Annotated in this window: 17 protein-coding genes; 4 read left to right on the plus strand and 13 right to left on the minus strand. The window is 70.0% G+C overall.

Features of this window, described 5'->3' with window-relative positions; genetic code table 11:
* Positions 1–58: 58 nt before the first annotated feature.
* Positions 59–1,876, minus strand: coding sequence for a glutamine--fructose-6-phosphate transaminase (isomerizing) (gene glmS / locus ACZ5SK_RS20695; protein ID WP_319673326.1), 1,818 nt, complete (start codon positions 1,874–1,876; stop codon positions 59–61).
* 24 nt (positions 1,877–1,900) lie between these two features.
* Positions 1,901–2,158 (minus strand): hypothetical protein, encoded by a 258-nt coding sequence (locus ACZ5SK_RS20700; protein ID WP_334579646.1) that lies wholly within the window; start codon positions 2,156–2,158, stop codon positions 1,901–1,903.
* Positions 2,159–2,343: 185 nt separating this feature from the next.
* On the opposite strand from ACZ5SK_RS20700, the gene ACZ5SK_RS20705 reads away from it, so the two are divergent.
* A complete protein-coding gene (locus ACZ5SK_RS20705; RefSeq protein WP_334579647.1) occupies positions 2,344–3,906 on the plus strand; it encodes a purple acid phosphatase family protein in 1,563 nt (520 codons plus the stop codon).
* Positions 3,907–3,982: 76 nt separating this feature from the next.
* Here the strand turns inward: ACZ5SK_RS20705 and ACZ5SK_RS20710 are convergent, their stop codons facing one another.
* The 11 genes from ACZ5SK_RS20710 to ACZ5SK_RS20760 all read right to left on the minus strand — a co-directional run bounded on the left by ACZ5SK_RS20710 (position 3,983) and on the right by ACZ5SK_RS20760 (position 18,038).
* Positions 3,983–4,855, minus strand: coding sequence for a DUF4429 domain-containing protein (locus ACZ5SK_RS20710; protein WP_361700799.1), 873 nt, complete (start codon positions 4,853–4,855; stop codon positions 3,983–3,985).
* Between the two features lie 70 nt (positions 4,856–4,925).
* On the minus strand, positions 4,926–6,695 hold the full coding sequence (locus tag ACZ5SK_RS20715) for an IucA/IucC family protein (protein ID WP_334579649.1): 1,770 nt from the start codon (positions 6,693–6,695) through the stop codon (positions 4,926–4,928).
* On the minus strand, positions 6,692–7,240 hold the full coding sequence (locus ACZ5SK_RS20720; RefSeq protein ID WP_334579650.1) for a GNAT family N-acetyltransferase: 549 nt from the start codon (positions 7,238–7,240) through the stop codon (positions 6,692–6,694). The genes ACZ5SK_RS20715 and ACZ5SK_RS20720 overlap by 4 nt, the downstream gene beginning before the upstream one ends.
* Entirely contained in the window at positions 7,237–8,517 is a 1,281-nt protein-coding gene (locus ACZ5SK_RS20725; protein WP_468157101.1) for a lysine N(6)-hydroxylase/L-ornithine N(5)-oxygenase family protein, read from the minus strand. The genes ACZ5SK_RS20720 and ACZ5SK_RS20725 overlap by 4 nt, the downstream gene beginning before the upstream one ends.
* Positions 8,501–9,943 (minus strand): lysine decarboxylase DesA, encoded by a 1,443-nt coding sequence (desA, locus tag ACZ5SK_RS20730; RefSeq protein ID WP_334579652.1) that lies wholly within the window; start codon positions 9,941–9,943, stop codon positions 8,501–8,503. The genes ACZ5SK_RS20725 and desA overlap by 17 nt, the downstream gene beginning before the upstream one ends.
* Before the next feature lie 92 nt (positions 9,944–10,035).
* A complete protein-coding gene (locus tag ACZ5SK_RS20735) occupies positions 10,036–10,845 on the minus strand; it encodes a siderophore-interacting protein (RefSeq protein WP_334579653.1) in 810 nt (269 codons plus the stop codon).
* A gap of 86 nt (positions 10,846–10,931) precedes the next feature.
* Positions 10,932–11,981, minus strand: coding sequence for an ABC transporter substrate-binding protein (locus tag ACZ5SK_RS20740; protein WP_468576410.1), 1,050 nt, complete (start codon positions 11,979–11,981; stop codon positions 10,932–10,934).
* 197 nt (positions 11,982–12,178) lie between these two features.
* Positions 12,179–13,339 (minus strand): acyl-CoA dehydrogenase family protein, encoded by a 1,161-nt coding sequence (locus ACZ5SK_RS20745; protein WP_334579655.1) that lies wholly within the window; start codon positions 13,337–13,339, stop codon positions 12,179–12,181.
* A gap of 6 nt (positions 13,340–13,345) precedes the next feature.
* On the minus strand, positions 13,346–14,281 hold the full coding sequence (locus tag ACZ5SK_RS20750; protein ID WP_334581337.1) for a hydroxymethylglutaryl-CoA lyase: 936 nt from the start codon (positions 14,279–14,281) through the stop codon (positions 13,346–13,348).
* Between the two features lie 8 nt (positions 14,282–14,289).
* Positions 14,290–16,407 carry an acetyl/propionyl/methylcrotonyl-CoA carboxylase subunit alpha gene (locus ACZ5SK_RS20755; protein ID WP_468576461.1) on the minus strand — a complete coding sequence of 706 codons (2,118 nt, stop codon included), beginning with the start codon at positions 16,405–16,407 and terminating at the stop codon, positions 14,290–14,292.
* 14 nt (positions 16,408–16,421) lie between these two features.
* Entirely contained in the window at positions 16,422–18,038 is a 1,617-nt protein-coding gene (locus ACZ5SK_RS20760) for a carboxyl transferase domain-containing protein (RefSeq protein ID WP_334579656.1), read from the minus strand.
* A 152-nt stretch (positions 18,039–18,190) separates the two neighbouring features.
* Here ACZ5SK_RS20760 and ACZ5SK_RS20765 point away from each other — a divergent pair, with 152 nt between their 5' ends.
* From ACZ5SK_RS20765 to ACZ5SK_RS20775, 3 genes are all read left to right on the plus strand, one after another.
* Positions 18,191–18,784 carry an SACE_7040 family transcriptional regulator gene (locus tag ACZ5SK_RS20765; RefSeq protein ID WP_319342056.1) on the plus strand — a complete coding sequence of 198 codons (594 nt, stop codon included), beginning with the start codon at positions 18,191–18,193 and terminating at the stop codon, positions 18,782–18,784.
* A 130-nt stretch (positions 18,785–18,914) separates the two neighbouring features.
* Positions 18,915–20,072: an acyl-CoA dehydrogenase family protein gene (locus tag ACZ5SK_RS20770; RefSeq protein ID WP_334579657.1), complete on the plus strand. Its 1,158-nt coding sequence runs from the start codon at positions 18,915–18,917 to the stop codon at positions 20,070–20,072.
* Between the two features lie 57 nt (positions 20,073–20,129).
* Positions 20,130–21,002, plus strand: coding sequence for an acyl-CoA thioesterase (locus ACZ5SK_RS20775; protein WP_334579659.1), 873 nt, complete (start codon positions 20,130–20,132; stop codon positions 21,000–21,002).
* Positions 21,003–21,332 lie beyond the last annotated feature (330 nt).

Here is a 21,332-nt window from a genome sequence, read left to right on the forward strand (position 1 = left end):
GAGAGCGGACCCCCCGTGACCGGTGGCGTCACGTGGGGGTCCGTTCCGTTCGTCTCGCCTACTCGACCGTTACCGACTTCGCGAGGTTGCGGGGCTTGTCGATGTCCCTGCCGAGGGCCTTCGCCGTGTAGTAGGCGAGGAGTTGGAGGGGGATGCCCATGAGGATCGGGTCGAGTTCGTCCTCGTTCTTCGGGACGACGATCGTCTGGTCGGCCTTCTCCTGGCACTCGTGGGCCACGGCGAGGATCCTGCCGCTGCGGGCCTTGATCTCCTCCAGGGCCGCGCGGTTCTTCTCCAGCAGGTCGTCGTTCGGGACGATCGCGACGGTCGGCAGGGCGGGCTCGATGAGGGCCAGCGGGCCGTGCTTGAGCTCGGAGGCCGGGTAGGCCTCGGCGTGGATGTACGAGACCTCCTTCAGCTTCAGGGAGGCCTCACGGGCGACGGGGTAGCCCCGGACGCGGCCGATGAAGAGCATCGAGCGGGCCTCGGCGAACTCCTCGGCCAGCTTCTTGATCTCCTCCTCGTAGGAGAGGATCTCGGCGATCTGGCCGGGCAGCTTGCGCAGTCCCTCGATGATGCGCTTGCCGTCGCGCACGGAGAGGTCCCGGGTGCGGCCGAGGTGCAGCGCGAGCAGCGCGAAGGCCACCGTGGTGTTGGTGAAGCACTTGGTGGACACGACGCAGACCTCGGGGCCGGCGTGCACGTAGACGCCGCCGTCGGCCTCGCGGGCGATCGCCGAGCCGACGACGTTGACGACGCCCAGCACCCGGGCGCCCTTGCGCTTGAGCTCCTGGACGGCCGCCAGCACGTCGTAGGTCTCACCGGACTGGGAGACGGCGATGTACAGGGTGTCGGGGTCGACGACCGCGTTGCGGTAGCGGAACTCGGAGGCGGGCTCGGCGTCCGCGGGGATGCGGGCCAGCTCCTCGATCATCTGGGCGCCGATCATGCCCGCGTGGTACGAGGTGCCGCAGCCGAGGATCTTCACGCGGCGGATCTGGCGCGCCTCGCGGGCGTCCAGGTTGAGGCCGCCGAGGTGCACGGTGGAGAAGCGGTCGTCGATGCGGCCGCGCAGCACGCGGTCCACGGCGTCGGCCTGCTCGTGGATCTCCTTGTGCATGTAGGTGTCGTGGCCGCCCATGTCGTAGGAGGCGGCCTCCCACTCGACGGTGGTGGGCTCCGCGGTGGTGCGGGTGCCCTCCGTCGTGTAGGTGCGGAAGTCGTCGGCCTTGAGGGTGGCCATCTCGCCGTCGTCGAGCGTGACTATCTGGCGGGTGTGGGCGACCAGCGCGGCGATGTCCGAGGCGACGAACATCTCCTTCTCGCCGATGCCGAGGACGACCGGCGAGCCGTTGCGGGCGACGACGATGCGGTCGTTGAAGTCGGCGTGCATGACGGCGATGCCGTAGGTGCCCTCGACGACGCGCAGCGCCTCGCGGACCTTGTCCTCGAGCTTGTCGGCCTGGGCGCGGGCGATGAGGTGGACGAGGACCTCGGTGTCCGTCTCGGAGAGGAACTCGACGCCGTCCGCCTCAAGCTTCTTGCGCAGGTCGGAGGCGTTGTCGATGATGCCGTTGTGGACGACGGCGACCTTGAGGTCGGCCGACATGTGCGGGTGGGCGTTCACGTCGGAGGGGGCGCCGTGGGTGGCCCAGCGGGTGTGGGCGATGCCGGTCGTGCCCTTGAAGCGCGCCGGGACCTTGGCCTCCAGGTCACGGACCCGGCCCTTGGCCTTGACCATCTTCAGGCCGGCCGTCTTCGGGGCGGTGACGACTATGCCCGCGGAGTCGTACCCGCGGTACTCCAGGCGCTGCAGGCCCTCCAGGAGCAGGGGAGCGACGTCACGCTTCCCGATGTATCCGACGATTCCGCACATATACAGGTATCCCCAAGCTTCGGTTCAGCCGTAGACGATGCGCCGCAGTTGCCTGAGCGTGAGCTCGGGCGGGGCCACCGCACGGTATTTCAGGTCCGCCTCGATCCGTTCGAAGATCTCCGTGTTCACCAGGCCCTGGGCCTGGAGCTCGCGGTGGCGGCGACGGACGTAGTTCTCGGTCGTCTCGTCGAAGAAGGCGAGCACGTCCTGGATCACCCGCAGTGCCTCGCCCCGCTGGAGGGGCGTGGAGCGCGTCAGGTGATCAACAAGTTCGTCGTGCACCCGTAGATCCTGAGGGACGCGAGCCGGTTTCGCAAGAAACGTGCCCGATTTCGGGCAGGCCCCTGATGGAGAGACTTGGGGGAACGTTGAATGTGTTATGAGCCCCTGTTCGCGATCCGTCCATTTGGCGTCTTGCGGCCCGTCGCTCGGGGCCACGAGTTTCAGACGTCATGGACACTCCTCGCATGGGCGTACCCGAGCAGCTCGCCGACCGCATGAGCATGGCCGAGCAGCACGAGTACCTGCGCGCCAAGTTCTCCCGGCGCACGATGATCAGAGGCGGCGCCGTCACGCTCGGCGCCGTCACCGGTGGCGCGTTCGTGACCGGCGCCACGGCCCAGGCCGCCGTTCCCACGCAGCCCCTCACGCACACCGAGTCCGTCGACGGCGCCCTCGTCGCGCCCTTCGGCCGCCACCTCGCCTACGGCAACGACCCGCGCACCGAGATCACCGTCTCCTGGCAGGTCCCGGTCGCGGTGAAGAAGCCCTTCATCCGCATCGGCGCCCACCCCTGGGACCTCTCCCGCAAGATCGAGGCCGAGGTGCGCACCCTGTTCACCCCGGCGGGCGTGGGCGCGAGCGGCAACTACACCCAGTACTACGTGCACGCCAAGCTCACCTGCCTCAAGCCCGGCAAGACCTACTACTACGGCGTCGGCCACGCCGGCTTCGACCCGGCCGAGCCGCACCTGCTGGGCACCCTGGGCACCTTCACCACCGCCCCCGCCCACAAGGCGCCGTTCACCTTCACCGCCTTCGGCGACCAGGGCGTCAGCTACCACGCGCTGGCCAACGACAGCCTGATCCTCGGCCAGAACCCGTCCTTCCACCTGCACGCCGGCGACATCGCCTACGGCGACCCGGCCGGCCAGGGCAAGACCTCCGACACGGTGTTCGACTCGCGCACCTGGGACCAGTTCCTCGCCCAGACCGAGTCCGTCGCCAAGTCCGTGCCGTGGATGGTGTCGTACGGCAACCACGACATGGAGGCCTGGTACTCGCCCAACGGCTACGGCGGCGAGGAAGCCCGCTGGAGCCTGCCCGACAACGGCCCGGACGCGAAGAACCTCCCGGGCGTCTACTCCTTCGTCTACGGCAACACGGCGATCATCTCGCTGGACCCCAACGACGTCTCCTTCGAGATCCCGGCCAACCTCGGCATCTCCGGCGGCACCCAGACCAAGTGGTTCGAGGCGCAGCTGAAGAAGTTCCGCGCCGCCAAGGACATCGACTTCATCGTCGTGTTCTTCCACCACTGCGCGTACTGCACCTCCACCGCGCACGCCTCGGAGGGGGGCGTGCGCCAGGAGTGGGTGCCGCTGTTCGACAAGTACCAGGTGGACCTGGTCATCAACGGCCACAACCACCAGTACGAGCGCACCGACGTCATCAAGGGCAACACGGTCACCAAGAAGCTGCCGATCGGCGGCACGGCCTACTCCGAGACCGAGGGCGTCGTCTACGTCACGGCGGGCGCGGCAGGCCGCAGCCTGTACGCCTTCACCGCCCCGGACTCCTACGAGGGCCACGAGCACGAGGTCGACTCCGTGGCCTCCTTCATCAACCTCAAGGACGGCAAGCAGAACGAGACCGTCACCTGGTCGCGCGTGCGCTACCTGAACTACTCGTTCCTGCGCGTGGACGTCACCCCCGCGCCGAAGGGCCACTACACGACCCTGAAGGTCCAGGGCATCGCCGAGACGGGCGACCGGATCGACCATTTCACGGTGGCCCGCAAGGCCAAGTAACCGGCCGAGTAACCGTGGGGTGTGCGCCTGGAAGGCGGGGCGCACACCCCAGGCCGGCAGGCGGTCCTCACCCGCGCTACATGCGCTTGAGGACCGCCTGTTTGGCCATCGTGAACTCCTCGTCCGTCAGGACGCCGTCGCGGTGCAGTTCGCCGAGCTCGCGCAGCCGGCGCAGCAGCGCGTCGTGGTCGCTGCCCGGCAGCGGGTCCGGCTCGGGCCGCTGGGCCGGTACGGCGTCCTCGGGGGCTGTGGCCGGGTGCGGCAGCCGGGCCTGCACCGCGGCCGCGACCAGCGCCATCAGCGGGTCCTTCTTGAAGCCCCACAGCTGCACCGCGTTGGGGTCGTACTGCGGCGGTGTCGTCGTGACCGCGCCGCGCACCCGGAACCGCAGGAAGCCGCTGTCCAGACCGCCCGCGGGATGCCACTCGACGCCCACGATGTCCTCGACGGCGAGGGTGCGGGCGCCCGCCGAGGACTTTGCATCTTCCGTCTTCCAGTTCCACTCCAGGCGCACCCGCTCGCCGTCGAAGCCGGCCGTGCCGTCCCCGGCGGAGGCCGACAGGGGCACGGCCGGCCCCGGCAGCAGATACCGGTCCACCGGCCCGGCCGGGACCCGGTCCAGCAGCAGCGCGCTGCGCACCTCGTCCACGACGTACTCGGCGACGCCGTACCGGTCGGACTCGACGGTGAGCTGGTAGGGGTCGTGCGGCTCGGCCAGCCGTCCGCCGGTCGCGTGCAGCAGCGGGTCCGCGCCGTCTCGCAGCCGCAGCCTCAGCCGTCCGGTCTTCTTGCCCTGCTCGAACGAGATCCCCGCCAACGCGCCCAGCGGGACGACGAGTTCACCCAGTTCCCGGCGGAGCAGACCGACGTTCCTGTCCCGCCCCGGGGTCAGCCGCAGGGCGTCGCCGTCGAAGACCCAGGTGCCGTCCTTCTGGATGATTTCCGCCATGGGGCGATTGTTCCAAAGAACAGGGCGGGCGCCCCCGAGGACCGTACTCGGGGGCGCCCGCCTGTCGTGATCAGAACCCTGCGACGGGATTCTTCAGGGTGCCGATCAGCTGGAGGGCACCCGACGGGTCGGCCAGGTCCACCATCTGCCTGTTGTCGCGCAGCTGGAGCCGGTTGAGGCAGGACAGGGCGAACTCGGGCGCGAACATGTCGTACTGGCGGAACCTGTCGGACAGTTCGGGGTTGGCGTCCTGGTAGGCGCGGGTGACCTCGGCGACCGTGCGCCAGAAGTCGTCCTCCTCCAGGATGCCCTCGGTGGCGAGGCCGGCCGCGAGGAAGCGGAAGAAGCAGTCGAAGACGTCCGTGAAGATCGACAGCAGTTTCGTGTCCTCGGGCACGTCGACGCGGATCCGCCGGACCTCCGGCGGCAGCACCGCGTCCGGGTCCATGACGGCGATCTCCTCGGCGATGTCCTTGTAGACCGCCCGCTGCACGACCCCGTCCTTCAGCACCAGGATCGTGTTCTCGCCGTGCGGCATGAAGGCCAGGTCGTAGGCGTAGAAGCTGTGCAGCAGCGGGGTGTAGTACGCCTGGAGGTAGTGGCGCAGCCACTGGGCCGGCGCCAGGCCGGACCGTTCGACGAGCGCGCCGGCCACCGACCGTCCCTCGTGGTCGACGTGCACCAGGGAGGCCATCGTGGCGAGCGACTCGCCGTCCTGGAGCGTCGGCACCGGGCTCTCCCGCCACAGCGCGGCCAGCATCTTGCGGTACGGCGAGTAGCGGTCCGTCGCCGCCTCGTACTCCAGGTGCCGGTAGCCGACGGCCGCCCGCTCCCGGATGATCGACAGACCGGTCGACTTCAGCACCGGGTCGTTGTCGATGAGCTGCGCGAGCCAGTCGTTGATGGCCGGGGTCGCCTCCATGTAGGCGGCCGACAGCCCCCGCATGAAGCCCATGTTGAGGACGGACAGCGCCGTCTTCACGTAGTGCTTCTCGGGGTGCGAGGAGTTGAAGAACGTCCGGATGGACTGCTGGGCCAGGTATTCGTCGTCGCCCTCGCCCAGGCACACCAGGTGCCGGCGGGCGATCTCGGCGGCGAAGGTGACGGTGAGCTTGTTCCACCACTGCCAGGGGTGGACGGGGATGAGGAGGTAGTCGGCGGGGGCCAGCCCCTGCTCGCGCAGCCGGCCGTCGAACCGTTCGACGGTGGCCTCGCCCAGCTCCTTGCGTACGAACGACTCGTAGTCGATCCCGACGCCGGCCGTGAACGCGGCCCGTGAGCGGTGCGCGGCCAGCCACACCAGCCGGACGGGGCTCGCCGTCTCCGGGGCGTACGACAGGTACTCGTGGATGCCGAAGCCGAGCCGCCCGTTGTTGGCGACGAAGCAGGGGTGGCCCTCGGTCATGCCGGTCTCGATGGCCTGGAAGCCGCTGCGCACCAGCTCGGCGGAGGTCACCTGGGGCTTGGTGAGCTTGTAGCAGGTGCTGGAGAGGGTGGAGGAGATCTCCTCCAGGTAGACCGGCAGGATCTCGTCGCTCAGGCCCAGCGTCTTCTTCAGCTCGATGAGGAAGTCCAGGGCGGCGACGGGGAGTTCGGCGCCGTCGCGGGTGCGGGTGATCGAGTCGGCGTCCACCTGCCAGTGGTCGAGGGCGCGGCGGACGGCGGTGAAGCGGTAGTACGTCAGTCCGTCGTCGCTGCGGACGACGTACCGGCCGTCCCGCTCCTCGGGAGTGATGAGCCGCTCGTGCGCGAACTCCGCGAGGGCCTTGCGGACGAGGAGACGGTTGGCCTTCTCCCAGCGTTCGGGGGAGAGGTGCGCGACGGCGTCGGCGAGGCTCATATGGTCACCCCCTGCGCGGCGGGGCGGTGCCTGTCGAAGAAGCGCTCCCGGGTGCAGAAGCTCAGCAGGGCCTTCTTCTCCGGCTTCTGGATCTCCCGCTCGGGCACGAACCCGACGGCCTCGTTCAGGGCGTGCACGGCCTTGTTGGACACGTCCGGCTCGACGACGACGCGCCGCACCGCCGGGTCCTCGAAGAGGTGGGCCATGACGGCGGTGATGACGGCCCGGGTGAAGCCGTGCACGGGCGTGTCGGTCGGCGGGGTGAGGAAGTGCATGCCGACGTCGCCGGGCCGCGGCTCGTAGAGGCCGACCAGCTCGCGGTGGGCGGGGTCGTACTTCTCCATCAGGAAGGCGGGGACGCCGTCCTCGTCGAGACCGAGCAGCGCGTGGTGGTGCTCGTCGGCCGCGATGTCCAGGTAGGCGCGCTCGACGTCCACCAGGGTCGCGTCCTGCATCATCCAGAAGGCGGCCTTGGGGTGGGTGACCCAGGTGTGCAGGAGCTCGGCGTCCTTCAGGGGGTCGAGCGGGCGGAAGGCGAAGGTCATATGGCGAACTCCTGGAACGCGATGGTCTTCTCGACCGGGTAGTACTCGCTGCCGAGCAGCTCTCGGATGATGCAGCTGTTGCGGTAGGCGCCCATGCCGAGGTCGGGCGAGGTGATGCTGTGCGTGTGCACGCCCGCGTTCTGAAGGAACACGCCCCGGCCCGTGGTGTCGATGGCGTAGTTGCGGGCGACGTCGAAGCTGCCCCGGGAGTCGTAGCGCAGTCTGTCCCTGACCGGGGCGAGGAACTCCGGCTCGGCGTACCGGTAGCCGGTGGCCAGGACCAGGCCCTCGGACTGGATCTCGAAGTCCTTCTCCTGCTCCTCCTGGCGGAAGGACAGGGTGTACGACCCGTCCGCGTAAGCGGCGTGGGTGAGCGCGGAGTTGGTGAGCAGCCGGGTCGGGACCGGGCCGCCGAGGTTCTTCTGGTAGAGCAGGTCGAAGATCTCGTTGATCAGGTCGCCGTCGATGCCCTTGAACAGGCCCTTCTGCTCGGCCGTGAGGCGGTAGCGGGTGTGCTCCGGCAGGGCGCGGAAGTAGTCGATGTACTCCGGGGACGTCATCTCCAGCGTGAGTTTGGTGTATTCCAGCGGGAAGAAGCGCGGGGAGCGGGTGACCCAGTTCAGCCGGTAGCCGTGGACGTCGATCTCGCCCAGCAGGTCGTGGTAGATCTCGGCGGCGGACTGGCCGGAGCCCACCAGCGTGATCGACTCCTTCTTCTGCAACTGCGCCCGGTGCTGCACATAGCGGGAGTTGTGGATGAAGTCGCCGCCCAGGCCGGCGCAGGCCGGCGGGACGTAGGGGGAGGTGCCGGTGCCGAGGACCAGGTGACGGGCGCGGTACACGTCGCCGGCCGTGGTCCGTACGGCGTACAGCGCGTCGCTCTCGTCGTACGTCACCTCCGCGACCGTCGTCGAGAAGCGCACGCTGCCGAGTTTGCCGGCCGCCCAGCGGCAGTAGTCGTCGTACTCGACGCGCAGCGGGTAGAAGTTCTCGCGGATGTAGAACGAGTACAGCCGCCCTTTCTCCTTCAGGTAGTTGAGGAAGGAGTACGGCGAGGTCGGGTCGGCCAGGGTGACCAGGTCCGACATGAACGGCGTCTGGAGATGGGCGCCGTCGAGGAACATGCCGGCGTGCCACTCGAAGTCGGGCTTGGACTCCAGGAAGACGCCGTCGAGTTCGTCGATGGGCTCGGTGAGACAGGCGAGGCCGAGGTTGAAGGGGCCGAGCCCGATCCCCACGAGGTCATGGACGCGGCTGGCTTCAGGAAGCGCGGTCAAGGGACTCTCCCAGGTACTGCTCGGCGTGGCCGGCGATCAGGTCGAGGACGGCGGCGATGTCGTCGGTCGTCGTCTCGGGGTTGAGCAGGGTGAACTTCAGGTAGTGGCGGGCGCCGACCTTGGTGCCCGCGACCACCGCGTCGCCGGAGGCGAACAGGGCCTTGCGGGCGTGGAGGTTGGCGCGGTCGATTTCGGCCGGGTCGGTGACGGCGGCGGGGATGTGGCGGAAGACCAGGGTGGAGAGCGAGGGCTGGACGACGACGTCGAAGCGGGGGTCGGCGGCCAGCAGTTTCCAGCCTTCGACGGCCAGGTCGCAGACCTCGTCGAAGAGCTGCCCGATGCCGTCGGCGCCCATCGTGCGCAGCGTCATCCACAGCTTGAGCGCGTCGAAACGGCGGGTGGTCTGCAGGGACTTGTCGACCTGGTTGGGGATGCGCTCGGTGACCATGCGGCGCGGGTTGAGGTACTCCGCGTGGTAGGTCGCGTGCCGCAGGGTCGAGGCGTCGCGCACCAGGACGGCGGACGAACTCACCGGCTGGAAGAAGGACTTGTGGTAGTCGACGGTGACGGAGTCGGCGCGCTCGATGCCGTCGATGCGGTCCCGGTACCTGAGGGAGGCGAGCAGCCCGCAGCCGTAGGCGGCGTCGACGTGCATCCAGGCGCCGTACTGGGTGCACAGTTCGGCGATCTCGGGCAGCGGGTCGATGGACCCGAAGTCGGTGGTGCCGGCGGTGGCGACGACGGCCATGGGGACGAGGCCGGCCTTCTTGCAGCGCTCCAGCTCGTGGGCGAGCGCGACGGTCTGCATGCGCTTGTCGTGGTCGACGGGGATGGAGACCACCGAGTCCTGGCTCAGCCCGAGGAGTTTCGCGGACTTCTTCACGCTGAAGTGGCTGACCTCGGAGGCGAAGATGCGCAGTTTGGCCAGGGAGTCGGTCTTGGCCTCCTCCCGCGCGAGCAGCAGGGCCTGGAGGTTGGACTGCGTGCCGCCGGAGGTGAACACCCCGTCGGCGGCCGGGCCGAGGCCGATGCGCGCGGTCGTCCAGTCGATCAGTTTCCGCTCGATGAGGGTGCCGCCGGCCGACTGGTCCCAGGTGTCCAGGGAGGAGTTCACGGCGGACAGGACCGCCTCGCCCAGCACGGCGGGGATGACGACCGGGCAGTTGAGGTGGGCGAGGTAGCGGGGGTGGTGGAAGTAGATCGCGTCGCGGAGGTAGACCTCCTCCAGCTCGTCCAGGACCGCCGCGGTGTCGTGCAGCGGCTGGTCCAGATCGATCCCGTCGATGCGGGGCGCGAGGGCGTCGACCGTGACGCCGGTGAACGGACGGTCGGTGGCGGCGAGTTTGGCGGCCACCCGCTCGACTCCTTCGGTCACGGAGCGGCGGTACTGCTCCGCGGTCGTGTCATTGAGCAGGTGCGAGCGCATGAGGGGCCCTCCGAGGGTCGCTTAACTTAGGTAAGCCTAACCTAACTAACATCGGGGAAGCTCTGTCCCTGTGGTGACCGTGATCACGTCGTTCACTCGCTCTCGCGGAGCTGTTCCTCCGTCAGGCCCTGGCGCCAGTACCCGACGAAGGTGACCCGCCGCCGGTCGACCCCGCGCTCCCGCACGAAGTGCCGGCGCAGCGCCTTCACCGACCCCGACTCGCCCGCGATCCAGACGTACGGGTGCGCGGCGGGCGGGAGCTGCGCTTCCCGGAGGGCGTCGACGGAACTCTCCCCGACCGTCCAGGTGATCTCGGCGTCCGCCGCGGTCGCCAACTCCTGTACGTCCCCGGCGTCATGCACCTGGAGCCACACCCGCACCCGCTGCCCGGCCGGCAGCGACTGAAGGATCGAGGCGATCGCCGGCAGCGCGCTCTCGTCGCCCCACAGCACGACCAGATCGGTGTCCTGCGGCGGCCGGAACCGGATCGCCCGGTTGTCGGCGATCGCGGGGCCCAGCAGGACCACCCGGTCCCCGGCGGCGGCCCGGGCGGCCCACGCGGAGGCGGGGCCGGCCGGTGTGTGCAGCACGAAGTCGATGTCGATCTCGTCGGGCTCACGCCGCAGCGCCCGCAGCGTGTACGACCGCATCACCGCCCGTACGCCGTCCGGCAACTCGCGCCACGCCTGCCACCAGCCGTCCCCGAGCTCGAAGGGAACGGCGGGCTCCGACTGCCCCGGCTGCGGCAGGAAGAGGGAGAGTGACTGATCACGCCCGTCGGAGAAGAAGTACTGCAGGTCTTCGCCGGAGAAACTCACCCGGACGAGAGACGGGCCGAGCCGCCTCGTTCGCGTGACCTGAAGGGAGAAGAAACGGAACGGTGCGGCAACGGCCGTTGTCATGGGGGCTCCCTGGAGTTGTTGGGGAGGGCGGCGTCTTCTGGGGCGCGGGGCTGTGTCGCCTCACCCACGACCTCGAGCCACCCTGATCAGGTGACCTTCTTCGCCTTCTCGAGAGCCTCGGCGAGGTTCTCCAGCAGCGGCACACACTTGTCGTACGAAAGGATCGGTTCCGGCGACCGGGCGATGACCTGCCCCGCGTTCACCGCGGGCAGCTTCTTCCATGTGGCCTCCGTGATCGCCGAAGGCTGGATGGTCGTGGACCTGTCGTCCATCATGATGATGTCCGCCGGGTACTTGTCGACGTTCTCCCAGCTCAGCGACTCGTACCAGCCGCCCCCCTGCTTCTTCGCGCTCTCCGGCGGCTCGACGAAGTTCACGCCGAGCGCCTTGAAGTACTCCAGGTCGATGGAGAGGTTGGTGCCGGAGACGTAGAACAGCTCGGCGCTCGCGGAACCGGCCATCACCTTGATGCCGGGCTTGGCCTTCGCGGCGGCGCGCAGCCGGGCGGCCGCGTCCTCGAACCTCTTCTTCGCGGCGGTGACCGCGGCCGCCGTCATGTCGGCGCCGAGGGACTCGGCCAGCTCCCACATGCGCTGTAGCGGAGCGGTCAACTGACGGTCGTAGACGGAGATGCCGACGCTCGGGGCAAGCTTGGCGATCTTGTCCTTGGATGCCTCGGGGACGTACCAGAGGGTGCCGGCGTCGTCGAACATCGTGGAGATGAGGACGTCGGGCGCGAGGGCCGCGTACTTCTCGACGTTGAACTCGTCCCAGACGTTGCCGAGGATCTCGACCTTGGTGACATCCATGTCGCCGGCCTGGACGTCGGCCTTGCCGGTGGTCGTTTCGGTCGGGCCGAACACGCCCTTGACCTGGATGCCGTAGTCGTGGAGGGCGGCGCCGACACCGGTGAACGCGACGATGTTCGCGGGGGTCTTGTCGAGCTTCACCGTGGTGCCGCGGTCGTCCTTGAACGTCCAGGGGCCGGACTTGCCCGACGTGCCCGCCGACGACCGGGAGTCGCTGCTGCTCGCGTCGTCGTCCCCGCAGGCGGCGAGGACGGCGCCGAGTCCGAGGGCGCCGCCGGCGGCGAGGATGCCGCGGCGGGTGGGACGAGCGGCACTGGCGTTGGGCATGGCTCTGGCTACTTTCGAACGGGGCGGATCACCCGAGGACGGTTCGAATGTAGGTTAGCCTAACCTCAGTTTCTGTCCAGGGGGCGTCAAAAGAGCGGCGAGAGACCGGCAAGAGAGCAAGACAAAGAGCGGCAAGGGCGGCCTCAGGGGGATGCCCTGAAACCGCCCTGCCGGCCCGATCAGCCCGATGTGCTCGATCAGCCCGCCAGGCCCAACTCCCTCGCGATCAGCATCCGTTGCACCTCGCTCGTGCCCTCCCCGATCTCCAGGATCTTGGAGTCGCGCCACATCCGGGCCACCGGATACTCGTTCATGAAGCCGTACCCGCCGTGGACCTGCGTGGCGTCGCGGGCGTTGTCGACGGCGATCGTCGACGAGTAGAGCTTGGCGAGCGCCGCCTCCTTCTTGAAGGGCTCGCCGGACACCAGACGGGAGGCCGCGTCGCGCCAGGCGAGGCGGGCGGTGTGGGCCTTCATCTCCATGTCGGCGATCTTGAACTGGATGGCCTGGTTGGCGCCGATCGGACGGCCGAACGCGTGCCGTTCCTTCGCGTACTTCACCGACTCGTCCACACAGCCCTGCGCGAGGCCGGTGGCGAGGGCCGCTATGGCGATCCGGCCCTCGTCGAGGATCCGCAGGAACTGCGCGTACCCGCGGCCCTCTTCGCCCAGCAGGTTCGCCGCCGGGACCCGCACGTCGGAGAAGGACAGCTCACGGGTGTCCGAGGCGTTCCAGCCGACCTTCGAGTAGGGCGCGGCGACCGTGAAGCCCGGGGTGCCGGACGGCACGATGATCGCCGAGATCAGCGGCCTGCCGTCCGGCTTGCGGCCCGTCACGGCCGTGACCGTGACCAACCCCGTGACGTCCGTGCCCGAGTTGGTGATGAAGCACTTGGTGCCGTTGATCACCCACTCGTCGGTCTCCGGGTCGATCCGCGCCGTCGTCCGGGTCGCGCCCGCGTCCGAGCCGCCGTCCGGCTCCGTCAGCCCGAAGGCGCCCAGGATCTCGCCGGAGCACAGCCGCGGCAGCCACTGACGCTTCTGCTCCTCGGTGCCGAACAGATGGATCGGCATCGCGCCCAGCGAGACGCCCGCCTCCAGGGTGATCGCCACGGACGAGTCGACACGCGCCAACTCCTCCAGCGCTATACCGAGGGCGAGGTAGTCGCCGCCCATGCCGCCGTACTCCTCCGGGAACGGCAGCCCGAACAGGCCCATGCGGCCCATCTCGCGGACGATCTCGTACGGGAACTCATGGCGCTCGTAGAAGTCGCCGATCTTGGGCGCGACGACATCGTGCGCGAACTCCGCGACGGTGCGCCGGAGTTCTTCCAGCTCGGGGGAGAGACGGTGGTCCATGTCGGGTCACTGCTCCTTGTGGGGCTGTGGCGTCCTGCCGAGGGCGCGGACGGTGCGGGACGGGCTGGGTCGGCCCAGTTGGTCGGCCATCCACACGCTGGTGGCGACGAGACGGCCGAGGTCGACCCCGGTGTCGATACCGAGGCCCTGAAGCATCCACACGAGGTCTTCGGTGGCGAGGTTGCCGGTGGCGGACTTGGCGAACGGGCAGCCGCCGAGACCGCCCGCCGAGGCGTCGACGACGGTGACGCCGTGCTGGAGCGCGGCAAGGGTGTTGGCGAGCGCCTGGCCGTAGGTGTCATGGAAGTGCACACCGATCACGTTCGTCGGCACGGCCTGCTCGTTGAGCGACGACAGCAGCTCCAGGACATGGCCCGGGGTGGCGACGCCGATCGTGTCGCCCAGGCTCAGCTCGTCGCAGCCCATGTCCCGCAGCGCCGCGCAGACCCGCACGACCTGGTGCAGCGGGACCGATCCCTCCCAGGGGTCGCCGAAGCACATCGACACATAGCCGCGGACGTGCGCGCCCTCGTCCTTCGCCCGCCGCACCACCGGCTCGAACACGGCGAGCGACTCGTCCACCGTGCGGTTGAGGTTGGCCTTGGCGAAGGACTCCGTGGCGCTGGCGAACACGGCGACGCGCCGCGCACCCAGCGCCAGCGCCCGGTCCAGCCCACGTGCGTTCGGCACGAGGACCGGCAGTGCCACCGGCAGGCCGGAGACGAGCGGGAACAGCTCCTCGGCGTCGGCGAGCTGCGGCACCCACTTGGGGTGGACGAAGCTCGTCGCCTCGATCGTCGTCAGGCCCGCGTCGGCCAGCCGGCGCACGAACTCCGCCTTCACGGCCGTCGGCACGGTCGACTTCTCGTTCTGCAGCCCGTCGCGCGCGCCGACCTCGTGGATCCTGATCCGCGCGGGCAGGTCCGGGGCCGGTACGACCATGGGGAGTGTCACTGGTCCTCCTTGGCCGAGGCCTCAGCCGGTGCCTCTGCCGAGGCCTGTGCGGGGGTGATGACGGCGAGCACCTGGTCCATGGCGACCGTCGTCCCCGGGGTGACGTCCAGCTCGGCGACCGTGCCGTCGTGCGGGGCGGAGATGACGTGTTCCATCTTCATCGCCTCGACGACCAGCAGGCTCTGGCCCGCGGTCACCTCGTCGCCGACGGCGACCTTGAGGACCGTCACCGTGCCGGGCATGGGCGCGGTCAGCGAGTCGGCGCCCGCGTGCGTGGCGCCGGACAGGGACGCGGCGACCGGATCATGGTCACGCACCTGCCAGGCGTCGCCGTCCCGGCCCAGCCAGGTGCCGTCCGGCAGCGCGACGAAGGTGTGACGGACGTCGTCGAGCCGGAAGCCGAACCGGTGTCCGGCCGCGCCCCGCGGGGGCACGCCCCCGGACCCCCGCAGGGGCCGGTCCGCGCCGGGCAGGAGCAGCTCCGTCGCGTCGCCCGGCGTGCTGCGCACGCGCACGGTCACCGGCTCGTGGCCGGCCGCCTGGAGGTGGTGCGGTGTCCAGGCCCGCTCGCCGCCCAGGCGCCAGCCGTCGGCGGCGGCGAACGGGTCCGCCCAGCCGGAGCCGGAGCCGGAGTGAGTGTCGGAGGCGGGGCGGGCGTCGGAGCCGGAGGGGGCGTCGGAGCGGGCGTCGGTGTCGGGGGCGAGCGCGCCATGGCGCAGCAGCGCCGCCGCCGCGTACACCTCCTGCGGCACAGTGTCCGAGATCAGCCCGGCCGCCTCGCGCTCGACCAGCCCCGTGTCCAACTCGCCCGCCACCACCGCCGGATGGGCGAGCAGCCGGCGCAGGAAGCCCGCGTTGGTCTGCACGCCCAGCGTGACCGTCTCCGCGAGGGCCGCGCGGAGCTTGCGGAGCGCGGTGGCGCGGTCGGGGCCGTACGCGATCACCTTGCTCAGCATCGGGTCGTACAGGCTGCCGACCTCGGTGCCCTCGCTGAGCCCGGAGTCGGTGCGCACGCCGTCGCCCTGCGGCTCGTGCAGCTTGAGCACCGTCCCGCCGGAGGGCAGGAACCCGCGCGCGGGGTCCTCGGCGCAGATGCGCGCCTCGACCGCGTGCCCGGTCAGCCGGATGTCCTGCTGTGCGAAGGACAGCGGCTCGCCGGCCGCGACCCGCAGCTGCCACTCCACCAGATCGAGCCCGGTGACCAGCTCGGTGACCGGATGCTCCACCTGGAGCCGGGTGTTCATCTCCATGAAGAAGTACGACGACGGGTCCTCGCCGGGGACGATGAACTCCACCGTGCCCGCGCCCCGGTATCCGCAGGACCGGGCCGCCTGCACGGCCGCCTCGCCCATCGACGCGCGCGTGGCCTCGTCGAGGAGCACGCTCGGCGCCTCCTCGACGATCTTCTGGTGCCGGCGCTGGAGGGAGCACTCGCGCTCGCCCAGGTGCACCACGTTGCCGTGTCCGTCGGCCAGGACCTGGATCTCGATGTGCCGGGGTCGGTCCACCCACCGCTCGACGAGCAGCGTGTCGTCGCCGAAGGAGGCGCGGGCCTCGCGGCGGGCGGCGGCGATCTCGTCGGCCAGCAGTGCGGCGTCCCGCACCAGCCGCATGCCCTTGCCGCCGCCGCCCGCGCTCGGCTTCAGCAGCACCGGGACGCCGATCTCATGGGCGGCGGCGACGAGCTGGTCGTCCGTCAGCCCGCTGCCGCTCGACCCCGGGACGACCGGCACCCCGGCCGCCCGCACGGTCTCCTTCGCCCGGATCTTGTCGCCCATGAGGGAGATGGCGTCGGCGGGCGGCCCGATGAAGACGAGCCCCGCGTCGCCGCAGGCGCGCGCGAAGCCCGCGTTCTCGGCCAGGAAGCCGTACCCGGGGTGGACGGCCTGCGCGCCCGTCCGCGCGGCGGCCGCCAGCAGCCGCTCCACGGACAGATAGCTCTCGGCCGCCGCGGCCGGACCGATCCGTACCGCCGTGTCGGCCTCCCGGACGTGCCGAGCGTCCGCGTCGGCGTCCGAGAAGACGGCCACCGAGCGCACGCCCATCGACCGCAGCGTCCGGATGACGCGGACGGCGATCTCACCCCGGTTGGCCACAAGCACCGTGTCGAACATTGTCGTCATGCCCCTCACATCCGGAAGACGCCGAACTGGGGGTCGCCCAGGGGCGCGTTGGCGCAGGCGGTCAGTGCCAGTCCCAGCACCTGCCGGGTCTCCATGGGGTCGATGACCCCGTCGTCCCACAGGCGGGCCGTCGCGTAATAGGCGTTTCCCTGGCGGTCGTACTGCGCACGGATCGGGTCCTTGAAGGCCTCCTCGTCCGCGGTGGGCCAGGACTCGCCGTGCGCCTCCAACTGGTCCCGCTTGACGGTCGCGAGCACCGACGCGGCCTGCTCGCCGCCCATGACGGAGATCTTGGCGCCCGGCCACATCCACAGGAAGCGCGGCGAGTAGGCCCGGCCGCACATGGAGTAGTTCCCGGCGCCGTACGACCCGCCGATCACGACCGTCAGCTTCGGCACGCGTGTGCACGCCACGGCCGTCACCATCTTGGCGCCGTGCTTGGCGATGCCCCCGGCCTCGTAGTCCCGGCCGACCATGAAGCCGGAGATGTTCTGCAGGAACACCAGCGGGATCCCGCGCTGGTCGCACAGCTCGATGAAGTGGGCGCCCTTCTGGGCGGACTCGGAGAACAGGATGCCGTTGTTGGCGACGATGCCCACCGGGTGGCCGTGGATCCGGGCGAAGCCGGTGACCAGGGTCTGCCCGAACTCGGCCTTGAACTCCGCGAACCGGGAGCCGTCGACCACGCGCGCGATGACCTCCCGTACGTCATAGGGGGTGCGGGAGTCGACCGGCACGGCGCCGTACAGCCCGTAGGGGTCCACCTTGGGCTCGACGGACGGCCGCACCTCCCAGGGGAGGGGACCGCGGGCGGGGAGCGTGGAGACGATGTTCCGCACGATCCGCAGCGCGTGCGCGTCGTCCTCCGCGAGATGGTCGGTCACGCCCGACACGCGCGCGTGCACCTCGCCGCCGCCCAGTTCCTCCGCGGTGACGACCTCACCGGTGGCGGCCTTCACCAGCGGGGGCCCGCCCAGGAAGATCGTCCCCTGGTTGCGCACGATGACGGCCTCGTCGCTCATGGCCGGGACGTACGCCCCGCCGGCCGTGCACGACCCGAGGACGGCCGCGATCTGGGGGATGCCCGCCCCCGACATCCGGGCCTGGTTGTAGAAGATCCGCCCGAAGTGCTCCCGGTCCGGGAACACCTCGTCCTGCATCGGCAGGAAGGCGCCGCCGGAGTCGACCAGGTACAGACAGGGCAGGCGGTTCTCCAGAGCCACCTCCTGCGCGCGCAGGTGCTTCTTCACCGTCATCGGGTAGTAGGTGCCGCCCTTGACGGTGGCGTCGTTGGCGACGATCACGCACACGCGCCCGGCGACCCGCCCGATCCCGGCGATGACCCCGGCGGCGGGAGCCTGTCCGTCGTACATCCCGTCGGCGGCCAGTGGCGCGAGCTCCAGGAACGGCGAGCCCGGGTCCAGCAGGGCGTCGACCCGGTCCCGGGGCAACAGCTTGCCGCGCGCGGTATGGCGGGCCCGCGCCTTCTCCCCGCCGCCCAGCCGGGCCGCGGCGAGCTTGCCGCGCAGCTCCTCGACGAGGACGCGATGCGCCTCCTCGTTGGCCTGCCAGGCCTCCGACGCGGGGTCTCCCGCGCTCGTCAGCTCCGGTGCCTGCTCCATCCTGCGGTTCCCCTCACCCGTGAGACCCGTGTGCCCCGTGAGACCCGCGGTCGCCCGTGATCACCCGTGACTGCCCGTGCTCGGCTGTTAATGAGCGTTAACCATTGCCTTCAGGTTAACGACCGCTAACCTCCCTGTCTAGAATTGCTTTCATGGCCACGAGAACCGACGCCCCCACCCGCCGCGAGCAGATCCTCAAGGAGGCCGCGCGGCTGTTCGCCGAGCGCGGGTTCCACGGCGTCGGGGTGGACGAGATAGGGGCCGCTGTCGGTATCAGCGGTCCGGGGCTGTACCGGCACTTCCCGGGCAAGGACGCGATGCTCGCGGAGCTGCTGGTCGGCATCAGCGGCCGACTGCTGACAGGTGCGAAACGGCGCCTCCAGGAGGCCGACGGCGTGCCCTTCGAGGCGGTCCTCGACTCGCTCATCGAGGGGCACATCGACTTCGCCCTCGACGACCGCCCTCTGATCACCCTGCACGACCGCGAGCTGGACCGCCTCCGGGACAGCGACCGCAAGCTGGTGCGCCAGCTCCAGCGGCAGTACGTCGAACTGTGGGTGGAGGTCGTCCGCGAGGTCTACCCTGCGTTGACGGAGCCGGCGGCCCGTTCGGCGGTGCACTCCGTGTTCGGTCTGCTGAACTCGACCCCGCACCTCGGCCGGCCGGGCGCCCTGCCGGGCCGCGGGGTGACCGCGGAGCTGCTGCACCGGATGGCCAGGGGGGCGTTCGCGGCGGCCGGGGCGTGACGAGCGTTACCCCGGGTGCACCCTGGACGGCCCCTGTACTCGCCGGTACGGTTGTCTGAGCAAGCGCTTAGACACGCATGCGCTTGGACAGGGCGAAGTTCGCGATGCAGGTACGTGGAGGTGGCGGAGAGTGCGCCGTACGGTGTTCAACGAGGACCACGAGGCGTTCCGGGAGACCCTTCGGGCCTTCATCGAGGCCGAGGTCGTCCCCGTCTACGACGAGTGGTTCGCCGCCGGCCAGGCGCCGCGCGACTTCTACTACAAGCTCGCCGAGCTGGGCGTCTTCGGCATCCGCGTCGACGAGGAGTACGGCGGCGCCGGCATCGACTCCTACAAGTTCGAGGCCGTCCTGTACGAGGAGACCGCCCGCGCGGGCGTGACCTTCGGCGGCTCCGGCGTGCACGTCCTGCTCGGCCTTCCCTACATCAAGATGCTCGCGAACGACGAGCAGAAGAAGCGCTTCCTGCCGAAGTTCGTCTCCGGCGAGGAGATGTGGGCGATCGCGATGACCGAGCCGGGCACCGGCTCCGACCTCGCGGGCATGAAGACCACCGCCAAGCTCAGCGAGGACGGCACGCACTACGTCCTCAACGGCTCCAAGACCTTCATCACCGGCGGCGTCCACGCCGACCGCATGATCGTCTGCGCCCGCACCGCCCCGGCCGGCGCCGAGGACCGCCGCCACGGCATATCCCTCTTCGTCGTGGACACCAAGGCCGAGGGCTACTCCGTCGGCCGCAAGCTCGACAAGCTCGGCCTGAAGACCTCCGACACCGCCGAGCTGGCGTTCGTCGACGTCAAGGTGCCCGTCGAGGACCTCCTCGGCGAGGAGAACAAGGGCTTCTACTACCTCGGCCACAACCTCGCCTCCGAGCGCTGGGGCATCGCCTACGGCGCGTACGCGCAGGCCAAGGCCGCCGTCCGGTTCGCCAAGCAGTACGTGCAGGAGCGCACCGTCTTCGGCAAGCCGGTCGCGCACTTCCAGAACACCAAGTTCGAGCTGGCCGCCTGCCAGGCCGAGGTGGACGCGGCCGAGGCCGTCGCCGACCGCGCCACGGAGGCCCTCGACGCGGGCGAGCTGACCCCGGCCGAGGCCGCCAGCGCCAAGCTGTTCTGCACCGAGGTCGCGCACCGCGTCATCGACCGCTGCCTCCAGCTGCACGGCGGCTACGGCTTCATGAACGAGTACCCGATCGCCCGCCTGTACGCGGACAACCGCGTCAACCGGATCTACGGCGGCACCAGCGAGATCATGAAGACGATCATCGCCAAGGACATGGGCCTGTAAGGCCCGCGAAACCTCTCGCACATCCCAGGAAACGACTGGCGGGTACAACTGTCTGCCATGAGCCAGGCACTACAGGATCTCCTCGATCTGCTCGACCTCGAGCAGATCGAGGAGAACATCTTCCGCGGCCGGTCCCGGTCCGCCGTCGTCCCGCGCGTCTTCGGCGGGCAGGTCGCGGCCCAGGCACTGGTCGCCGCCGGACGGACGGTCCCCGAGGACCGTCTCGCCCACTCCCTGCACGCGTACTTCCTGCGCGCGGGCGACCCGGGCGCGCCCATCGTCTACACGGTCGACCGGATGAACGACGGCCGTTCCTTCACCGCGCGCCGCGTCGTCGCCGTCCAGCACGGACAGCCGATCTTCGCGCTGTCCGCGTCCTTCCAGCGGTACGAGGAGGGGTTCGAGCACCAGGCCCCCATGCCCGCCGCCCCGGACCCGGTCACGCTCCCCACCTCCGAGGAGCGACTGCGCGGCTACGGCCACCTGGCCCCCGAGATCGTCGAGAGGTTTCTGGAGGCCCGCGAGGCGGTCGATCTGCGCTACGTCGACGAGCCGCCGTACGGCCGGTACGGCGAGCCGCGCGAGCCGCACTCCCAGGTGTGGTTCCGCGCCAACGGCAAGCTGGCCGACGACCCTCTCCTGCACGTCGTCCTCGCCACCTATGTCTCCGACATGACGCTCCTGGACTCGACCCTCCTCGCACACGGCCGCGGCGGCTGGGCCGTCGGCGACGTCGTGGGCGCGTCCCTGGACCACGCGATGTGGTTCCACCGCCCGTTCCGCGCCGACGAATGGCTCCTCTACGACCAGGAGTCACCGTCCGCGCACGGCGGCCGGGGCCTCGGCCAGGCCCGCATCTACACCCAGGACGGCCGCCTCGCGGTATCGGTGGTCCAGGAGGGTGTCGTCCGCGTTCCCCGCGAACGCTGACGGACAAGCTGACGGACAAGCTGAGGGACAAGCTGGCTGACGGACAACGGAAGCGGGCCGCCGCCCGACATGACGCACGGCGGATGCGGGATTAGGCTCTTGGAGTGAAAGCCGCAGCGCACGGCACGCCCGGCCGACGAGGCTTCCGGACACCGGACCTCAGCCGCAGTGCCGGTCCGCGAGAACCACGAGCGGACGGTCTGCAGGCGTCGGCGGTGAAGCAGTCGTGCAGGTCATGACCCAGCGGTGACCCAGGTCGACGCCGCATCCCTTTTCTCGGCGGCGGCGGCCATTCGCCTCGCGAGCTCCTTCCGGGGCCGCGGGGGACGA

The sequence above is a fragment of the Streptomyces sp. NPDC031474 genome (assembly GCF_055581185.1).